General features: G+C 69.3%; 13 protein-coding genes. 5 read left to right on the forward strand and 8 right to left on the reverse strand.

All coding sequences use genetic code 11. The annotated features are described in order from the left end of the window. Window positions 1-37: 37 nt before the first annotated feature. The 5 genes from V6S02_RS07140 to V6S02_RS07160 form a co-directional block, all read right to left on the reverse strand. The gene (locus tag V6S02_RS07140; protein WP_336400338.1) at window positions 38-1,543 is read right to left on the reverse strand and encodes an amidohydrolase; all 1,506 of its coding nucleotides are present in this window, start codon (window positions 1,541-1,543) and stop codon (window positions 38-40) included. Further along, entirely contained in the window at window positions 1,540-2,187 is a 648-nt protein-coding gene (locus tag V6S02_RS07145; protein WP_336400339.1) for an FMN-binding negative transcriptional regulator, read from the reverse strand. The genes V6S02_RS07140 and V6S02_RS07145 overlap by 4 nt, the downstream gene beginning before the upstream one ends. 65 nt (window positions 2,188-2,252) lie before the next feature. Beyond that, entirely contained in the window at window positions 2,253-3,254 is a 1,002-nt protein-coding gene (locus V6S02_RS07150) for an Fpg/Nei family DNA glycosylase (protein WP_336400340.1), read from the reverse strand. Window positions 3,255-3,259: 5 nt separating this feature from the next. After that, window positions 3,260-3,820: a ribose-5-phosphate isomerase gene (locus V6S02_RS07155; protein ID WP_336400341.1), complete on the reverse strand. Its 561-nt coding sequence runs from the start codon at window positions 3,818-3,820 to the stop codon at window positions 3,260-3,262. Window positions 3,821-3,891: 71 nt separating this feature from the next. Next, window positions 3,892-5,097, reverse strand: a complete 1,206-nt coding sequence (locus V6S02_RS07160; protein ID WP_205782926.1) for a ferrochelatase — start codon at window positions 5,095-5,097, stop codon at window positions 3,892-3,894. A gap of 121 nt (window positions 5,098-5,218) precedes the next feature. Between V6S02_RS07160 and pepN the strand changes: the two genes are divergently transcribed. The 4 genes from pepN (at window position 5,219) to V6S02_RS07180 (ending at window position 11,085) form a co-directional block, all read left to right on the forward strand. Beyond that, complete coding sequence (gene pepN, locus V6S02_RS07165) at window positions 5,219-7,765, forward strand: aminopeptidase N (protein WP_336400342.1); 2,547 nt, start codon at window positions 5,219-5,221, stop codon at window positions 7,763-7,765. Between the two features lie 66 nt (window positions 7,766-7,831). After that, the gene (locus V6S02_RS07170; protein WP_336400343.1) at window positions 7,832-8,956 is read left to right on the forward strand and encodes a mechanosensitive ion channel family protein; all 1,125 of its coding nucleotides are present in this window, start codon (window positions 7,832-7,834) and stop codon (window positions 8,954-8,956) included. A gap of 51 nt (window positions 8,957-9,007) precedes the next feature. Then, the gene (locus V6S02_RS07175) at window positions 9,008-9,418 is read left to right on the forward strand and encodes a globin (RefSeq protein WP_336400344.1); all 411 of its coding nucleotides are present in this window, start codon (window positions 9,008-9,010) and stop codon (window positions 9,416-9,418) included. Beyond that, on the forward strand, window positions 9,418-11,085 hold the full coding sequence (locus V6S02_RS07180) for an FAD-binding dehydrogenase (protein WP_336400345.1): 1,668 nt from the start codon (window positions 9,418-9,420) through the stop codon (window positions 11,083-11,085). The genes V6S02_RS07175 and V6S02_RS07180 overlap by 1 nt, the downstream gene beginning before the upstream one ends. Window positions 11,086-11,109: 24 nt before the next feature. Here V6S02_RS07180 and V6S02_RS07185 read toward each other — a convergent pair whose 3' ends face one another. Next, window positions 11,110-11,787, reverse strand: coding sequence for a hypothetical protein (locus V6S02_RS07185; protein ID WP_336400346.1), 678 nt, complete (start codon window positions 11,785-11,787; stop codon window positions 11,110-11,112). A gap of 126 nt (window positions 11,788-11,913) precedes the next feature. On the opposite strand from V6S02_RS07185, the gene V6S02_RS07190 reads away from it, so the two are divergent. Then, window positions 11,914-12,765, forward strand: a complete 852-nt coding sequence (locus tag V6S02_RS07190) for an acyl-CoA thioesterase (protein ID WP_124294470.1) — start codon at window positions 11,914-11,916, stop codon at window positions 12,763-12,765. 19 nt (window positions 12,766-12,784) lie between these two features. On the opposite strand, the gene V6S02_RS07195 is transcribed toward V6S02_RS07190, so the two are convergent. After that, the gene (locus tag V6S02_RS07195; protein WP_336400347.1) at window positions 12,785-13,309 is read right to left on the reverse strand and encodes an acyl-CoA thioesterase; all 525 of its coding nucleotides are present in this window, start codon (window positions 13,307-13,309) and stop codon (window positions 12,785-12,787) included. Further along, entirely contained in the window at window positions 13,302-14,981 is a 1,680-nt protein-coding gene (gene ettA / locus V6S02_RS07200; RefSeq protein ID WP_124293375.1) for an energy-dependent translational throttle protein EttA, read from the reverse strand. The genes V6S02_RS07195 and ettA overlap by 8 nt, the downstream gene beginning before the upstream one ends. Window positions 14,982-15,074: the final 93 nt, after the last annotated feature.

Genomic DNA, 15,074 nt, shown 5'->3' on the forward strand with positions numbered 1-15,074 from the left:
CCCTTCGTCGACACCTGCGGTGCGCCCGCCTGCGCGGTCAGGCCAGATGGGTCAGCCGACCCGCGAGAAGCGTCGCTGCGACCGTCATCTCGCGCAGCTCGCTCTCCGTCGCGGCGAGCGGGTCGCTGTCGCACAACACCAGATCACCCGGGGAGCCGGGGCGGATCGTCGCCGGATCGGTCGAACCACCCCTCGTGGACGCCGCCAACGCCGTGTGCGGGTCCAGGGCCTGCTCGGGCCGCCAGGCCGGGCGACCTCCTCGGGTACGGTGCACCGCGGCAGCCAGCGCGGCCCACGGATCCAGGGGTGAGACCGGGGCGTCCGATCCGAACAGCAGAGTGGCGCCGGCGTCGGCGAGGGCGCGAAGCGGATAGGGAGTGGCGGTCTGCGCCGCCCAGATCTCGTCGGTGAGGTCCCGGTCGTCGACGGCGTGCTCGGGCTGCACACTCGCACCGACGCCGAGCCGCGCGAACCTCGGGATGTCCGATGCGCCCACGAGCTGCGCATGCTCGATGGTGCCGGTCGCTCCGCTGAGCGCGAAGGCGTCCAGGGCGTGGGAGTTGGCGACATCCCCGATCGCATGGATGGCACACGACAGGCCCGCCGCGGTCGCCCGGGTCATCATCTCGACCAGCGCGGCCGGTGCGACGGTGAGCATCCCGCGATCGTCGGAAGAGCCGGCGTACGGGTGCGAGCACGCGGCGGTTCGAGTCCCGAGCGAGCCGTCGGTGATGACTTTGACAGGCCCGACGTGGACGAGGTCGGATCCTCCGCGGAGGGGATCACCCGTGCGAAGGCCTGCGGCGATCGCGCGATCGAGGTGTTCGGGGTAGATGCCGAACGACACCCGCAGCGTGTCGAATCCGCCCGCCACACGCCGAACCCACGCATCCTCGTTCCAGGCCATGTCGAGATCCACCAGGCCGACGACGCCTCGACCGGCCGCGCGGCGTGCCATCGCCGCGACGAGGGCGTCGGCGTGCGCGGCAGGGACGGCGTTCAGCCGGCGCGACACCTCGAACGCGGGGGCCTCCCGCAGGATGCCGCTGTCGTCGGCCGACAACGCCTCCCGGCGCAGCGCGGCGGAGTTGAGCCACACGCTGTGGACGTCGGCGTTGATCAGGTAGGTGGGGACGTCTCCGGTGTGCTCGTCCAGCAGCGCCACACTCGGCGAGTCCGCCCACAGCGCGTCGCGGAAGCCGACCCCGACCCGTCGGCCGTCGGCGAGGACCGGCGACCCCGCCACGCGGCGTGCGGCCTCCACCGCGGTGGTCGCATCGACGACCGAGACCCGTTCTGAGGCGAGGGCCCACTGCGTGACGTGCACGTGATGATCCCAGAGCCCCGGGAGGAGGAATCGTCCGTCGGCCTCGAGCACCGACCCCGCCGGACGGATGACGCCCGTCGGTGCGATGTCGACGATCGCGCCGTCCGAGAGGAAGACGTCGACGCGGTCGTCAGCATCGGCGACCGGCAGAAGCTCGCGGCCAGGACCGCGGACCCGGGCGCCTCGGATGACGGCGACCTGCTCGCCGACGTTCACGCGATCCCTCCGGCATCGGCTCGCGCCTGCAGCGCGCGCTCCATCTCTGCGGCGAGGGCGGGATTGTGGTGCGGGCCCTCGTGAGCGAGGCCGTCGATCACGGCGCGGACGACCTCGGCCGGCTTGTTCTGGCTGAGCTTGCGCTTGGCCACGATGCGGGTGGGTGTCAGCCGGAACCCCACGGTGCCGCGCTCGAGCCGTTCGACGAAGGCGGCGTCGTTCGGCCGCTCCCACAGGAGTCGGGGCGCGGGCATTCCGCCCTCGAAGCGGGCGACGAGCCGGTCGAGGACCCGGAGGTTCTCACAGGCATCGAGGATCTCGGGGACACCCGTGAGGTGGACGGAGGAGAAGTTCCACGTGGGAACCGATGGCGTGTCGCCGTACCACCCTGGCGAGACGTACCCGTGAGGCCCCTGGATCACGACGAGCAGCTCGCGCGTGCCCAGACCGTGGATGAGGTCATCCGGCTTGCCCACATGACCGACGATGGTGAGGTCGTCACGGTCGTCGTCGAGCAGCACGACGTAGTGCGAGGCGACCAGCCCCTCGTCGCCGGCGCTCACGATCGTCGCCCACGGATTGAGGTCGACCAGGCGACGCAGCTCTGCGACATCCGTCATCGCGAAGCTCGGATTCTGACGCATGGTCCCAGCCTAGGACGAGCGCGCGGATCGCCCCGTCGTGCCCGATCGTCGGGTGACGACGCCGGTCACGCCTGACAGGACGGGCACCAGTAGAGCTTGCGCGAGGCCGCCTCCTCCACCACGACGGAGGTGCCGCAGACTCGACAGGGCAGTCCCGCTCGCCCGTAGACCCAGTGCCGGTGCTCGCGGCGGGCCATCGCACTGCGCCGCTCCTTCGCGGTGAGCCCATCGCGCGTCATCATCTGGCCCGTCTCGACGCCGATGACCAGGAGCCGCGACCAGTCGCGCCAGATCTCGCGCACCGTCTCCTCGGGAACCTCTCGGCCCGGCGTGTGGGGGTTGAGCCTCGCCCGGAACAACAGCTCCGCGCGGTAGACGTTGCCGATCCCGCTGACCACGCTCTGATCCATCAGCAGGAGTCCGATGGGCGTCACGGTGCGCCGCACGCGCGCGACGAACCGCTCCTCCCCCTCGCGCGCGTCGTCGACGAGCGGATCGGGCCCGAGCTTCGCCAGGGACTGCTCCACCTCATCGGGCGTCTGGATGACGCACGCGGTCGGTCCCCGCAGATCCGCGCAGGTGAGGTCGGTGAGCAACCGCAACCGCACCTGGCCGCGCACCGGGGGCGGCCACTCCTCGGAATCGGCTTCCCCCGGGAGACCCGTGGTCTGCTCCGACATCCGCACGCGGCCGCGCGCGCGGCGAGGGGCGCCGATCGAGGTCAGGGAGTTCTCCCCGGCCGCATCCAGGATCGCCTCCGGCGGCGTCCCGCGCTGATTGGTCTGGCCCATCCGACCGTTCGACGCGGCGATCGTCGGATCGGAGACGATCTCGCCGGCGAAGTCCCATGCGCCGTACAGACCGAGGTGCACGCGCAGCCACAGGTCGCCGTCGAAGGCGACGAACATCTGCTTCCCGACCGCCCGGGATTCACGCGCTTCGCGCCCGTCGATGAGTGCCGCGCCCTCGGCGAAGCGTCCCTGAGGACTCGATGCCGCCACCGTTCGCCCGACGAAGTTCTGCGCGATCTGTCGGGCGATGCGGTGGACGGAATGGCCCTCGGGCACCGGTGTCAGCCGGCCTCGGGATCGAAAGAGCTGGTCTCGTCGGCCAGGACATCGGCCTTTGCAGCACCGGTCGCGGTTCCGGTCGCTCGTGGGTCGGGGGCGAGGCTCCCGTCTGCCTCGAAGGCCGCGATCTGCGCGATGCGACGCTCATGCCGCTCCTCACGCGAGAACGGCGTCGCGATGAAGCGGTCGATGAACGCCGATGCCTCGTCGAAGGTGTGCTGGCGGGCACCGATCGCGATCACGTTGGCGTCGTTGTGCTCGCGCGCGAGTTCAGCTGTCGCGATGCTCCACACCAGCGCGGCGCGGATGCCCGCGACCTTGTTCGCGGCGATCTGCTCGCCGTTGCCCGATCCTCCGAAGACCACGCCGAGCGACTCCAGACCCGCGGCCTGGTCTCGCACGACGGCCTGCGCCGCCCGTATGCAGAAGGCCGGATAGTCATCGAGCGCGTCGTACTCGATCGGACCGTGATCGATGACCTGATGCCCCTGCGCGGCGAGATGGTGCTGCAGCTGCGTGGAGAACTCGAGACCGGCGTGGTCGGTGGCGATGTGGATGCGCATGGCCTTCATCCTAGGGAGGCGGAAACGGGCGGATCGGACGGAACGGCGCCGCTCCTCGCGGCGCCTGCGACCTACGGCGCGATGCCCGACGCCGCCGGCTTGAAGCCCGCCCGCACGTTCTCGCAGCAACCCGGTCGACACACATCGAACCACGGCCCCAGATCGGTACGATGCGGCCGATCCGCTGCGGGGGTGCCCTTCAGCCGCTCCTCGATGAGGTCGACCAGCCCACGCACATAAGCCGGATCGATCCCCGGCGTCTGCGTCCGCACGGCACGCAGACCCGCCTCCTCCGCAGCCTCCATCGCCTCGGTGTCGAGATCCCACATGACCTCCATGTGGTCGCTGACGAACCCGAGCGGAACGATCACCACCGCCTGCGCTCCGACCTCGGGAAGCCCTTCGATGACGTCGACGACGTCCGGCTCCAGCCAGGGCTGGGTCGGCGGGCCCGATCGGGACTGGTAGACGAGCTGCCACGGCACGCCGGCGGCCGCCGGGATCTCCGCGGCGATGTCGGCCATCACGACCTCGGCGACCGCGAGGTGCTGCGCTTCGTAGGCACCCCCCGGACCGAAGTCGCGGTCCCGGGGGCCGGACCGCTCGGCATCGGCGGTGGGGATGCTGTGCGTGGAGAACAGCACGTGGATCCGCGACGGGTCGATTCCGTCATCGAGCAGGCCCGAGATCGCGCCATGCACTCCGTCGACGAACGGCCGGACGAATCCGGGGTGGTCGAAGAACTGGCGCACCTTGTCGATGGTCACGGTGTCGCCCAGGCCCGTCTCGTTCAGAGCCCGTGCGAAGTCCTCGCGGTACTGCCGGCAGCTCGAGAACGAGCTGTACGCGCTCGTGGCGAGTCCCAGAAGGGTCGTGTGTCCGGCGTCAGCGGCCTGACGCACGGCCTCGTCGAGGTACGGCGCCCAGTTCCGGTTGCCCCAGTACACGGGCAGGTCGATCCCACGGGAGGCGAGCTCCGTTTCGAGAGCGGCCTTCAACGCGCGATTCTGCGCATTGATGGGGCTGACGCCACCGAAGTGACGGTAATGGTGGGCGACCTCCTCGAGGCGCTCGTCGGGGATCCCCCGTCCGCGGGTGACATTGCGGAGGAAGGGGATGACATCGTCCTGTCCCTCGGGGCCGCCGAAGCCGGCGAGGAGCACGGCGTCGTAGGCGACGGGGGTCTCGACGTGCGGCGCTCCCGAAGCGGCGGCCGGGGAGGCGAACAGAACCGTGGGGGTGTCGGAGCTGGTGTCCTGGGGGGCGAGTTCGGTCACCCTGCCATCCTCGCATCGCGCGACGGCACTGGCGCCGGGCGTAGGCTGGTGCAGTTGTCAGCGGTGCCGGTGCCACAGGGCCGCGCCGCTCCGTCTACCCCCAGACCCCGGGAGAACAGCCGTGCCAGGAGAGAACCTCACCCGCCTCGAGGCCCAGGAGCGTCGAGCCGTCGTCGACACCGACTCCTACCAGGTCGATCTCGATCTCACTCGGGGTGCGGAGATCTTCGGTTCGCGAACGGTCGTCCGCTTCCGGGGGCAGCCGGGAAGTTCGACCTTCATCGACCTGATCGCCCGCGATGTCCGCGAGATCACGCTGAACGGCCGGTCGATCGATCCCGCCACGGCCTTCGCCGATTCCCGCATCGCGCTCGACGGTCTCGCCGAGGACAACGAGCTGGTCATCGACGCCGACTGCGTCTACACCAACACCGGTGAGGGGCTTCACCGCTTCGTCGATCCCGTCGACGGCGAGGTCTACCTCTATTCGCAATTCGAGGTTCCCGACTCCCGGCGCATGTTCGCCGTCTTCGAGCAGCCCGACCTGAAAGCGACCTTCCGCTTCACCGTGACGGCTCCCGAGGCCTGGGAAGTCGTCTCCAACTCCCCGACGCCCGAGCCGGCCCGGCACGGCGACGGGACGGCGACCTGGGATTTCGAGCCGACGCCCCGCATCTCCTCGTACATCACCGCCCTCATCGCCGGGCCCTACGAGAAGACCTTCTCCGAGCTGACCAGCGCCTCGGGTCGGGTCATCCCCCTCGGCGTCTACGCTCGCAAAAGCCTGTGGAACCACCTCGACGCCGACTACGTCTTCGACAAGACGCGTCAGGGCTTCGCCTACTTCGAGGAAAAGTTCGACTACCCCTACCCGTTCGCCAAGTACGACCAGCTGTTCGTTCCGGAGTTCAACGCCGGCGCCATGGAGAACGCGGGAGCGGTGACCTTCACCGAGACCTACGTGTTCCGCAGCAAGGTGACCGACGCCGTCCGGGAGCGTCGCGTGGTCACCATCCTCCATGAGCTCGCCCACATGTGGTTCGGCGACCTCGTCACGATGAAGTGGTGGAACGACCTCTGGCTGAACGAATCGTTCGCCGAGTGGGCCTCCACCATCGCCACCGCCGAGGCGACCGAATGGACAGAGGCGTGGACGACCTTCAACGCCATGGAGAAGACCTGGGCGTACCGCCAGGATCAGCTCCCGTCCACCCACCCGGTCGTCGCCGAGATCAACGACCTCGAGGACGTCCAGGTCAACTTCGACGGCATCACCTACGCCAAGGGGGGCTCGGTTCTCAAGCAGCTCGCTGCGTGGGTCGGGATCGAGGCGTTCTTCGCCGGGGTCGCGGCCTACTTCAAGAAGCACGAGTGGTCCAACACCGAGCTGTCGGACCTGCTGACCGAGCTCGAGGCCACGAGCGGTCGCGAGCTCACCACCTGGTCGAAGAAGTGGCTCGAGACGGCCGGGGTGAACACCCTCTCCCCCGTCATCGACGAATCCCCCGACGGGACGATCCGTCGATTCGCGATCATCCAGACAGCTCCGGCGGACTACCCCACGATCCGCCCCCACCGTCTTGGCGTCGGCTTCTACAACCTCCAGGACGGCGCTCTGGTGCGCACCCACGCGGTGGAGCTGGACGTCGACGGCGACCGCACCGAGGTGCCGGAACTGGCGGGCCTCGTCCGCCCCGACCTGGTGCTGCTCAACGACGGAGACCTCGCCTACGCCAAGATCCGCCTGGACGAGCGTTCCCTTCAGACCGCCATCGACCACCTCGCGGGGATCGCCGACCCGCTCGCCCGATCGCTGGTGTGGGGCGCCGCATGGGATCAGACGCGCGATGCCGAGGCTTCGGCCACCGACTACGTCGATCTGGTGCTGCGCAACATCGCCTCCGAGACCGAATCGACAACGGTGCGCACGACCCTGGCACAGCTGCTCCTGGCCTCCAGCTCGTACGTCACCCCCGAGAAGCGGGATGACACCCGCCGTCGCGTCGCCGGACACCTGTGGGCTCTCGCGCAGAACGCCCCGGCCGGCAGCGACAGCCAGCTGCAGTTCGTCACCGCCTTCGCGGCGGCGGCCTGCACTCAGGAGCAGTGGGCGGCGGTGAAGAGCCTCCGCGACGGCGACGTGGTCCTCGACGGTCTGCAGATCGACACCGACCTCTCGTGGCAGCTGCTGGTCTCCCTCGCCGCCGGCGGGATCGCCTCGATCGGCGACATCGAGACCGCTCTGGCCGCGGACAACACCGCCAAGGGTGGTGAGTTCGCCGCCCAGGCCCGCGCCGCGCTGCCCTTCCCCGAGGCCAAACGCGCCGCATGGGCGTCGCTGGTCGACCGTGACGACCTTCCCAACACCGTGGTCCGATCCGCTTCCCTCGGATTCGTCAACCCCGCCGGCCGCGACCTGCTCGCCGACTACGTGCAGCCGTATTTCGCCATGCTGCTGCCGGTCTGGGAGTCGCGCACCTACAAGATCGCGGAGTACCTCATCGCGGGGCTCTATCCCGCCCCGCTGGCGAACACGGCGCTCCGCGACGCCACCCGCGCGTGGCTCGCGGAGCACGCGGACGCACCGGCCGCCCTTCGCCGACTGGTGCAGGAGAACCTCGCCGGCGTCGAGCGCGCGTTGGCAGTGCAGGAGCGCGACGCGCAGTAAGCAGCATCCCTTCCGCTCGCGGCCCTCAGGAGATCCTGGGGGCCGCGTCGTTAGGATCTGAGACCGATGACTGTCATCTCCGTCTCCGCGTCCGCAGCGCCCGCCGAGGAGCCTCCCGCCCTCCCCGCACCCTGGGATGTCGTCCTGCCCGTCCTGCAAGAGATCGGGTGGCGAGCGTTGCAGGTCGCGATCATCGTCGTGGCCGCCCTGCTCATCGCCATCATCCTCCGGGCCGTCATCCGCAGGGTCGTCGATCGCATCGTCTCCGGTGCGAAGAACCGTGCCCGCGTCGACGACACGCAGGCGCTGGAGCGCTCCCCCGTCGCACAGGTGCGCGTCGTCCAGCGGACCCGCACGCTCGGCTCGATCCTGCAGAACATCGTCGGGGTCACGATCATCGTCGTGGCGCTGCTCCTCATCGTCTCGGTGATCAACCCGAACATCCTGGGGTCGCTCACCCTCCTGACAGCGGCCGTCGGCGCCGGCCTCGGCTTCGGCGCCCAGAACATCGTCAAGGACGTTCTCAACGGCATCTTCATCGTCGCCGAGGACCAGGTGGGGATCGGCGACGTCGTCGATCTGGGGCTCGCCACCGGCATCGTGGAGTACGTCAGCGTCCGGGTCACCCACGTCCGTGACGTCAACGGCACCCTCTGGTACGTCCGCAACGGCGAGATCACCCGCATCGGCAACCTGTCGCAGGGATGGTCTCGGGTCATCGTCGACGTCGGAGTTCCCGCCGACTCCGACATCGACGAGGTCGAACATGCACTGCAGGATGCCGCGACGGGACTTGCGAAGGATCCCAAGTGGCGCTCCCGGATCGTCGACCGGCCCGAGGTCTGGGGATTGGAGGCGGTCACCGGCGAGACACTGGTGCTCCGGGTGGTGATCCGCACGCGGGCCCACTCGAAGGACGATGTCGCCCGGGAGCTGCGTGTCCGTGTGAAGCGGGCGACCGATGACCTGGGGCTGAGCGCCACCGTCACCTCGGTGCGGCTCGAGGGCCATGACGGCGCCCACCGAGTGCGCGGCGCGAACCCGCCCAAGACGAAGCCGACCCCTGTGCCGATCGCCGCGGAGCGACCGGTCTGGCGCCCGAAGCTGCGCCCCCGACGCTCGCGCGAAACCCCGCCGCCGCCGGGCACGACACCCCCCGGGACCACCACCCCGCCCGATGCGGACGCGTAGATTGGAGGCTGGCGCCGCGGAGGTGCCGCCTTCGGAAGGAGCCCCGAGCCGGTGAGTGACGCCGAGACATCGCCACGGTCGTTCTACGACGAGGTGGGCGGCCACGACACCTTCGTCCGACTCGTGGACGTCTTCTATCGGGAGGTGGCCGCCGATGAGGTCCTGCGCCCGATGTACCCGGAGGAGGACCTCGGACCGGCCAAGGATCGCCTGACGCTGTTCCTCGAGCAGTACTGGGGCGGCCCGACGACCTACAGTCTCCAGCGGGGCCACCCGCGGTTGAGGATGCGCCACGCCCCGTTCCACGTCAATCCCGACGCGCGGGACCGGTGGCTGCGCCACATGCGGACCGCCGTCGACGAACTCCGGCTGCCTCCTCTGCAGGAGGAGACGCTGTGGGATTACCTGCACCGGGCGGCCTTCGCGATGGTGAACACCTTCGAGCCGACGAAGGGGTCGTGATGGCGTCGACGGAGGTCCTGCAGGCCGATGTCCTCGTGATCGGGTGGGGCCTGGCAGGTCTCGTCGCGACCGCCGAGGCGGTGAGCGCGGGAAAGCGCGTGATCCTGCTGGATCAGGAGCCGCGCAGCAACCTCGGCGGTCAGGCCTGGTGGTCTTTCGGCGGCCTCTTCCTGGTGGACTCCCCCGAGCAGCGGCGAATGGGCGTACGGGATTCCCTGGCCCTCGCCGAGCAGGACTGGTGGGGAACGGCCGGCTTCGACAGGCCCGAGGACCTCTGGCCCCGCCGGTGGGCCGAGGCCTACCTCGACTTCGCCGCGGGCGAGAAGCGGGCGTGGTTGCGCGGCAAAGGGATGTCGTTCTTCCCGGTCGTCGGCTGGGCCGAACGCGGAGGCTACGGCGCGACCGGCCCCGGCAACTCCGTCCCGCGATTCCACATCACCTGGGGCACGGGCCCCGGCGTCGTGGCGCCCTTCCTCCGAGACGTCGAACGCGCGGAGGCGGAGGGACGCGTGACGATCCTGCCCCGCCACCGGGTCACGGGGCTCCTCCCCCGCGACGGAGCGATCGGCGGTGCAGAGGGCCAGATCCTCGCACCCTCCGGCTCCGCTCGCGGTCGTCCGAGTTCTCGCGAGGTGGTGGCCGACTTCCAGATCACGGCCGGAGCCACCATCGTCGCGTCGGGAGGGATCGGCGGCAACCACGATCTCGTCCGTCAGGCGTGGCCGGACCGACTGGGCACGCCGCCCGAGCGGATGCTCGCGGGGGTCCCCGCCTACGTCGACGGGTCGATGATTCAGACGGCGGCAGCCTCGGGTGCGCGGGTGATCAACAGCGATCGGATGTGGCACTACGTCGAGGGGCTGCACAACGTCGACCCGGTCTGGCCCGCCCACGGAATCCGCATCCTGCCTGGTCCTTCCTCGCTGTGGCTGGATGCCCGAGGAACCCGCCTCCCCGTGCCGCTGTACCCCGGATTCGACACCCTCGGCACTCTCGCCCACCTGCGCCGGACCGGATTCGATCACTCCTGGTTCGTGCTCTCCTCCCGCATCGTGGAGAAGGAGTTCACGCTGTCGGGCAGCGAGCAGAATCCCGACCTGACCGGCAAAGATCTGCCCCTGCTCATCCGTTCCCGTCTCGGCAAGGGCGCCGCCGGGCCGGTGCAGGCGTTCCTCGACCACGGTGAGGACTTCGTGGTGCGCGACACCCTCGACGATCTGATCGCCGGCATGCAGGCCCTCCCGGGCGGCGACGTCCTGGACGGCGCGTTGGTGCGGCGCGAGGTGGAAGCCCGCGACCGCGAGGTCGAGAACCCCTTCACCAAGGATTCACAGATCGCGATGCTGCGCTCCGCGCGTGCATTCCGAGGTGACCGGCTGATCCGCACCGCCGCGCCGCACCGACTGCTCGACCCCAAGGCGGGCCCCCTCATCGCGGTGCGCCTCGGCGTCGTCACCAGGAAGACCCTCGGCGGTATCGAGACCGATCTCGACGGTCGTGCCCTGGGCGAAGGAGGCTCGGCTGTGCCGGGGCTGTTCGCCGCGGGTGAGGCGAGCGGATTCGGTGGCGGCGGCGTCCACGGATACCGGGCGCTGGAGGGGACGTTCCTCGGCGGATGCCTGTTCAGCGGCCGTGCGGCGGGACGGGGTGCCGCTGCAGCAGTGTGACCCGCGGCGATCTGCGCTGGCTGTTCAGCGGTCCGTGCGACCGGTCGTGCGGACCGCGGTGAGTCCCTCGCGGGGCGGGCGACGGACCAGCACATGCCCGCGCCGAAGACTCAGCCGCGTCCACGACGGTGCGGTGAAGACGCGTACCGTCTCCTCGCCACCGATGAAGCCCAGCCCGAATGCGGCGAAGGCGACGCCGAGCGGCAGATCGGCGAGTTCCTCCGCGGGTGCTCCCCAGACATCCGATCTGATCACGCGCACCACGTCCTCGCCGGCGTCGGCAGGGAGCTTGTTCGCCACGGCCGCCATCCCCCACTGCGCGCGTGATGCGAGATCGGATGCCGCGATGTCTCCACCGGGCACCCACCCACCCTGTGGCGGCGAGATACCCGCCCATGCCGGGGCGAGGGCCGTCGCCGGCAGAGCGAGGGCTCGGGCGTCGGCGGCGTCCACAGCGAGTGACGTCGCGTCCACGACGAAGTCGCACTCCAGTTCGGGGTCGGCGCGGATCGCCCGCATTCCGAGGATGGTGGGCGTGCTGTCGAAGAGCCCTCGCGGCGCCAGCACGGCCGCCCACATCGTCAGGGTTCCCGCGGAGGACCGCAGGCGCACCGCGCCGTCGCCGAGTCGGGCGGCGCGACCGGCGAAGGTGAGGGCATCGGCGACGGCGTCGTGATCGGCGAGAAGAAGGCGCTCGGACATCCGACCTAAACTACCAACGAACGGGCGCCGCGCCCGGACAGGAGGAACAGGCGCGTGACCGAGCCCGAACACCCGGCGCACCCGGATCCGGGACACGGCGGATCCGACGCCGACCCCGTTGCGTCCATGCTCGCCGTTCTCGATCTCGAGGACTCCTCAGCTCGGACCACGGAAGACATCTTCACCGGGGTGTCGCAGCGGATGCCGCTCGGCCGCGTCTACGGCGGTCAGGTGCTGGCGCAGTCGCTCGTCGCCGCCGAGCGCACCATCCCCGAAGGCCGGACGGTCCATTCGATGCACGGCTACTTCCTCCGTCCCGGCGACGCAGGTCAGGGGATCACCTTCTCGGTGGACCGCATCCACGACGGCAGATCCTTCTCCACGCGACGCACACAGGCCTTCCAATCGGGAGTACCGATCTTCTCCGCGATCGCGTCCTTCCAGGACGACGATCCCGGGCTCGAACACCAGACGGGCCTCCCCGACGACCTTCCCGCTCCGGAGGATCTGCCCGACATCGAGGAGCAGCTGACCGGCCTGCACCCGATGTCCAAGCGGCTTTTCACCGATCGCCCCGTCGACGTTCGCCACGTGCCGTCGTCGATCTACATGCGGGTGGAAGGCGAGTGGGCACCCCGGCAGGCGGTGTGGCTGCGCACCCGCCGCGCGCTGCCGGATGAACCCGGCCTGCACCGGGCCGTCCTGGCCTACCTCAGCGACCTGACCATTCAGGAATCGATCCTGCGAGCTCACGGGGTCGCCTGGGCGACACCGGGACTGAAGGTGGCGAGCCTCGATCACGCGATGTGGTGGCATCGTCCGGCACGGGTCGACGAGTGGCTCGTGTACGTGCAGGAATCGCCGAGCGCCCGCGGCGGCCGGGGCCTCGCGCAGGGCAGGATCTTCACCCGCGACGGCGTGCTCGTCGCGAGCGTGGCTCAGGAGGTCATGGTTCGGGTGCCGAACACGGACGGCTGACTTCCCCGCGCGGCGTCGTCTAGCGGCGGTGCGCGTAGACGAGCGGCGGACCGACGTACGGCTCCCACGCCGCCCGCTCCTCGGCGCTCAGCCGGAGCGGGGCGCCGGAACGGGCGTCGACCTTGACCACGACCGTCGTCGCGCGCGCATAGATCGTCTGGGCTCCGTCGGGCGCGGCGGTCTCACGGGGGCTGCACACCTCGTAGCAGACCTCGATGCTCGAGCCGCCCAGCCTGCCGAACCACATCTGCACATCGAGAGGGTGGCGCTGGTACGGCACCGGCGCCAGGTACTCGATCTCCTGACGAGCGATCAGCGTGAGGACACCGGCGGAGATGCCGGAGGACAGCACCGCCGTGTCGGGGGCCGTCTCGCCGGGATCGGGAAGCCAGAATGCTCGGACACGCGCCTCTTCGAGAAGCTTCAGCATCGCTGTGTTGTTGACGTGGTTGAACGCGTCGAGATCCCCCCAGCGCAGGGGGATCGGGATGTGCAGCCGGAGGCCGAACGGTGTCGTCTCGGTGGCGACGACGGGTTCAGTCACGGGTGAGCTTGCGGTAGGCCGAGCGGTGCGGGGTCGCGGCGTCGGGGCCGAGCCGATCGATCTTGTTCTGCTCATAGGCATCGAAGTTGCCCTCGAACCAGTACCACTTGTCGGGGTGCTCCTCGGTGCCCTCGTACGCCAGGATGTGGGTGGCGATCCGGTCGAGGAACCACCGGTCGTGGGTGATGACCACGGCGCAACCGGGGAATTCCAGCAGGGCGTTCTCCAGCGACTGGAGCGTCTCGACATCGAGGTCGTTGGTCGGCTCGTCGAGGAGGAGCAGGTTGCCGCCCTCTTTCAGCGTCAGCGCGAGATTCAGGCGGTTCCGCTCGCCTCCGGAGAGCACGCCGGCCTTCTTCTGCTGGTCGGGCCCTTTGAAACCGAACTTCGACACGTACGCACGGGAGGGGATCTCCGTCTTGCCGACCGTGATGATGTCCAGACCGTCGGAGACGACTTCCCACAGCGTCTTCTCGGGATCGATGTTGGCGCGGGACTGGTCGACGTAGCTGATCTTGACCGTTTCGCCGATCTTCAGCGATCCGCCGTCGAGCGGCTCCAAGCCGACGATCGTCTTGAACAGGGTGGTCTTGCCGACGCCGTTGGGACCGATGACACCGACGATGCCGTTGGGCGGGAGGCTGAAACTCAGCCCGTCGATGAGCGATCGATCACCGAAACGCTTCTGCAGGTTCTTCGCCTCGATCACGATGCCGCCCAGACGCGGTCCCGGCGGAATCTGGATCTCCTCGAAGTCGAGCTTCCGGGTGCGATCGGCCTCGGCCGCCATCTCCTCGTAGCGCGCGAGGCGGGCTTTGGACTTTGCCTGCCGGCCCTTGGCATTGGAGCGGACCCACTCCAGCTCCTCCTTGAGGCGCTTGGCGAGTTTGGCGTCCTTCTTGCCCTGCACCTCCAGCCGCTCGCCCTTCTTCTCCAGGTAGGTCGAGTAGTTGCCCTCGTACCCGATGAGGCGACCGCGGTCGACTTCGGCGATCCACTCGGCCACGTTGTCGAGGAAGTAGCGATCGTGGGTGATGGCGATGACGGCGCCGGGATACTTCTGGAGGTGCTGCTCCAGCCAGAGCACACTCTCGGCGTCGAGGTGGTTGGTGGGCTCATCCAACAGCAGGAGATCGGGCTTCTGCAGCAGAAGCTTCGTCAATGCGACCCGACGCTTCTCACCCCCCGACAGCGGCGCGATCGCGGCCTCTCCGGGCGGGGTACGGAGCGCGTCCATGGCCTGCTCGAGCTGGGAGTCGAGGTCCCAGGCATCGGCGGCATCGATCTCCTCCTGCAACGTGCCCATCTCGGCCAGAAGAGCATCGAAGTCGGCATCGGGATCGGCCATCAGAGCGGAGATCTCGTTGAACCGGTCGAGCTTGGCCTTGATGGCGATTCCGTCCTGGATGTTCTCCAGCACCGTCTTGGACTCGTCCAGCTCGGGCTCCTGCATGAGGATCCCGACGGAGAATCCGGGACTGAGCTTGGCCTCGCCGTTCGAGGGCGTGTCCAGACCCGCCATGATCTTGAGGATCGTGGACTTCCCCGCCCCGTTGGGGCCGACCATTCCGATCTTCGCCCCCGGGAGGAAGGCCATCGTGACGTCGTCGAGGATCAGCTTGTCGCCGACCGCCTTGCGTGCCCGGACCATCGAGTAGATGTATTCAGCCATACCGTTCGCAGCTTCCCTTCGCGTCCCGACGTCAGCGTCCCAGCCTAGCCGGTCGGTTCTGCCGCCCCACGATCACCCGCCCCTGGGGGTCGG

The organism is Microbacterium sp. CCNWLW134 (assembly GCF_037083565.1).
Classification (GTDB): Bacteria; Actinomycetota; Actinomycetes; order Actinomycetales; family Microbacteriaceae; genus Microbacterium.

Bases quoted from the DNA above. Each gene is read 5' to 3' on its own strand.
- V6S02_RS07170 (WP_336400343.1), top strand. From the start codon at position 7,832: ATGACTGTCATCTCCGTCTCCGCGTCCGCAGCGCCCGCCGAGGAGCCT.
- V6S02_RS07185 (WP_336400346.1), bottom strand. From the start codon at position 11,787: ATGTCCGAGCGCCTTCTTCTCGCCGATCACGACGCCGTCGCCGATGCC.
- V6S02_RS07180 (WP_336400345.1), top strand. From the start codon at position 9,418: ATGGCGTCGACGGAGGTCCTGCAGGCCGATGTCCTCGTGATCGGGTGG.
- V6S02_RS07190 (WP_124294470.1), top strand. From the start codon at position 11,914: ATGCTCGCCGTTCTCGATCTCGAGGACTCCTCAGCTCGGACCACGGAA.
- V6S02_RS07155 (WP_336400341.1), bottom strand. From the start codon at position 3,820: ATGCGCATCCACATCGCCACCGACCACGCCGGTCTCGAGTTCTCCACG.
- V6S02_RS07145 (WP_336400339.1), bottom strand. From the start codon at position 2,187: ATGCGTCAGAATCCGAGCTTCGCGATGACGGATGTCGCAGAGCTGCGT.
- ettA (WP_124293375.1), bottom strand. From the start codon at position 14,981: ATGGCTGAATACATCTACTCGATGGTCCGGGCACGCAAGGCGGTCGGC.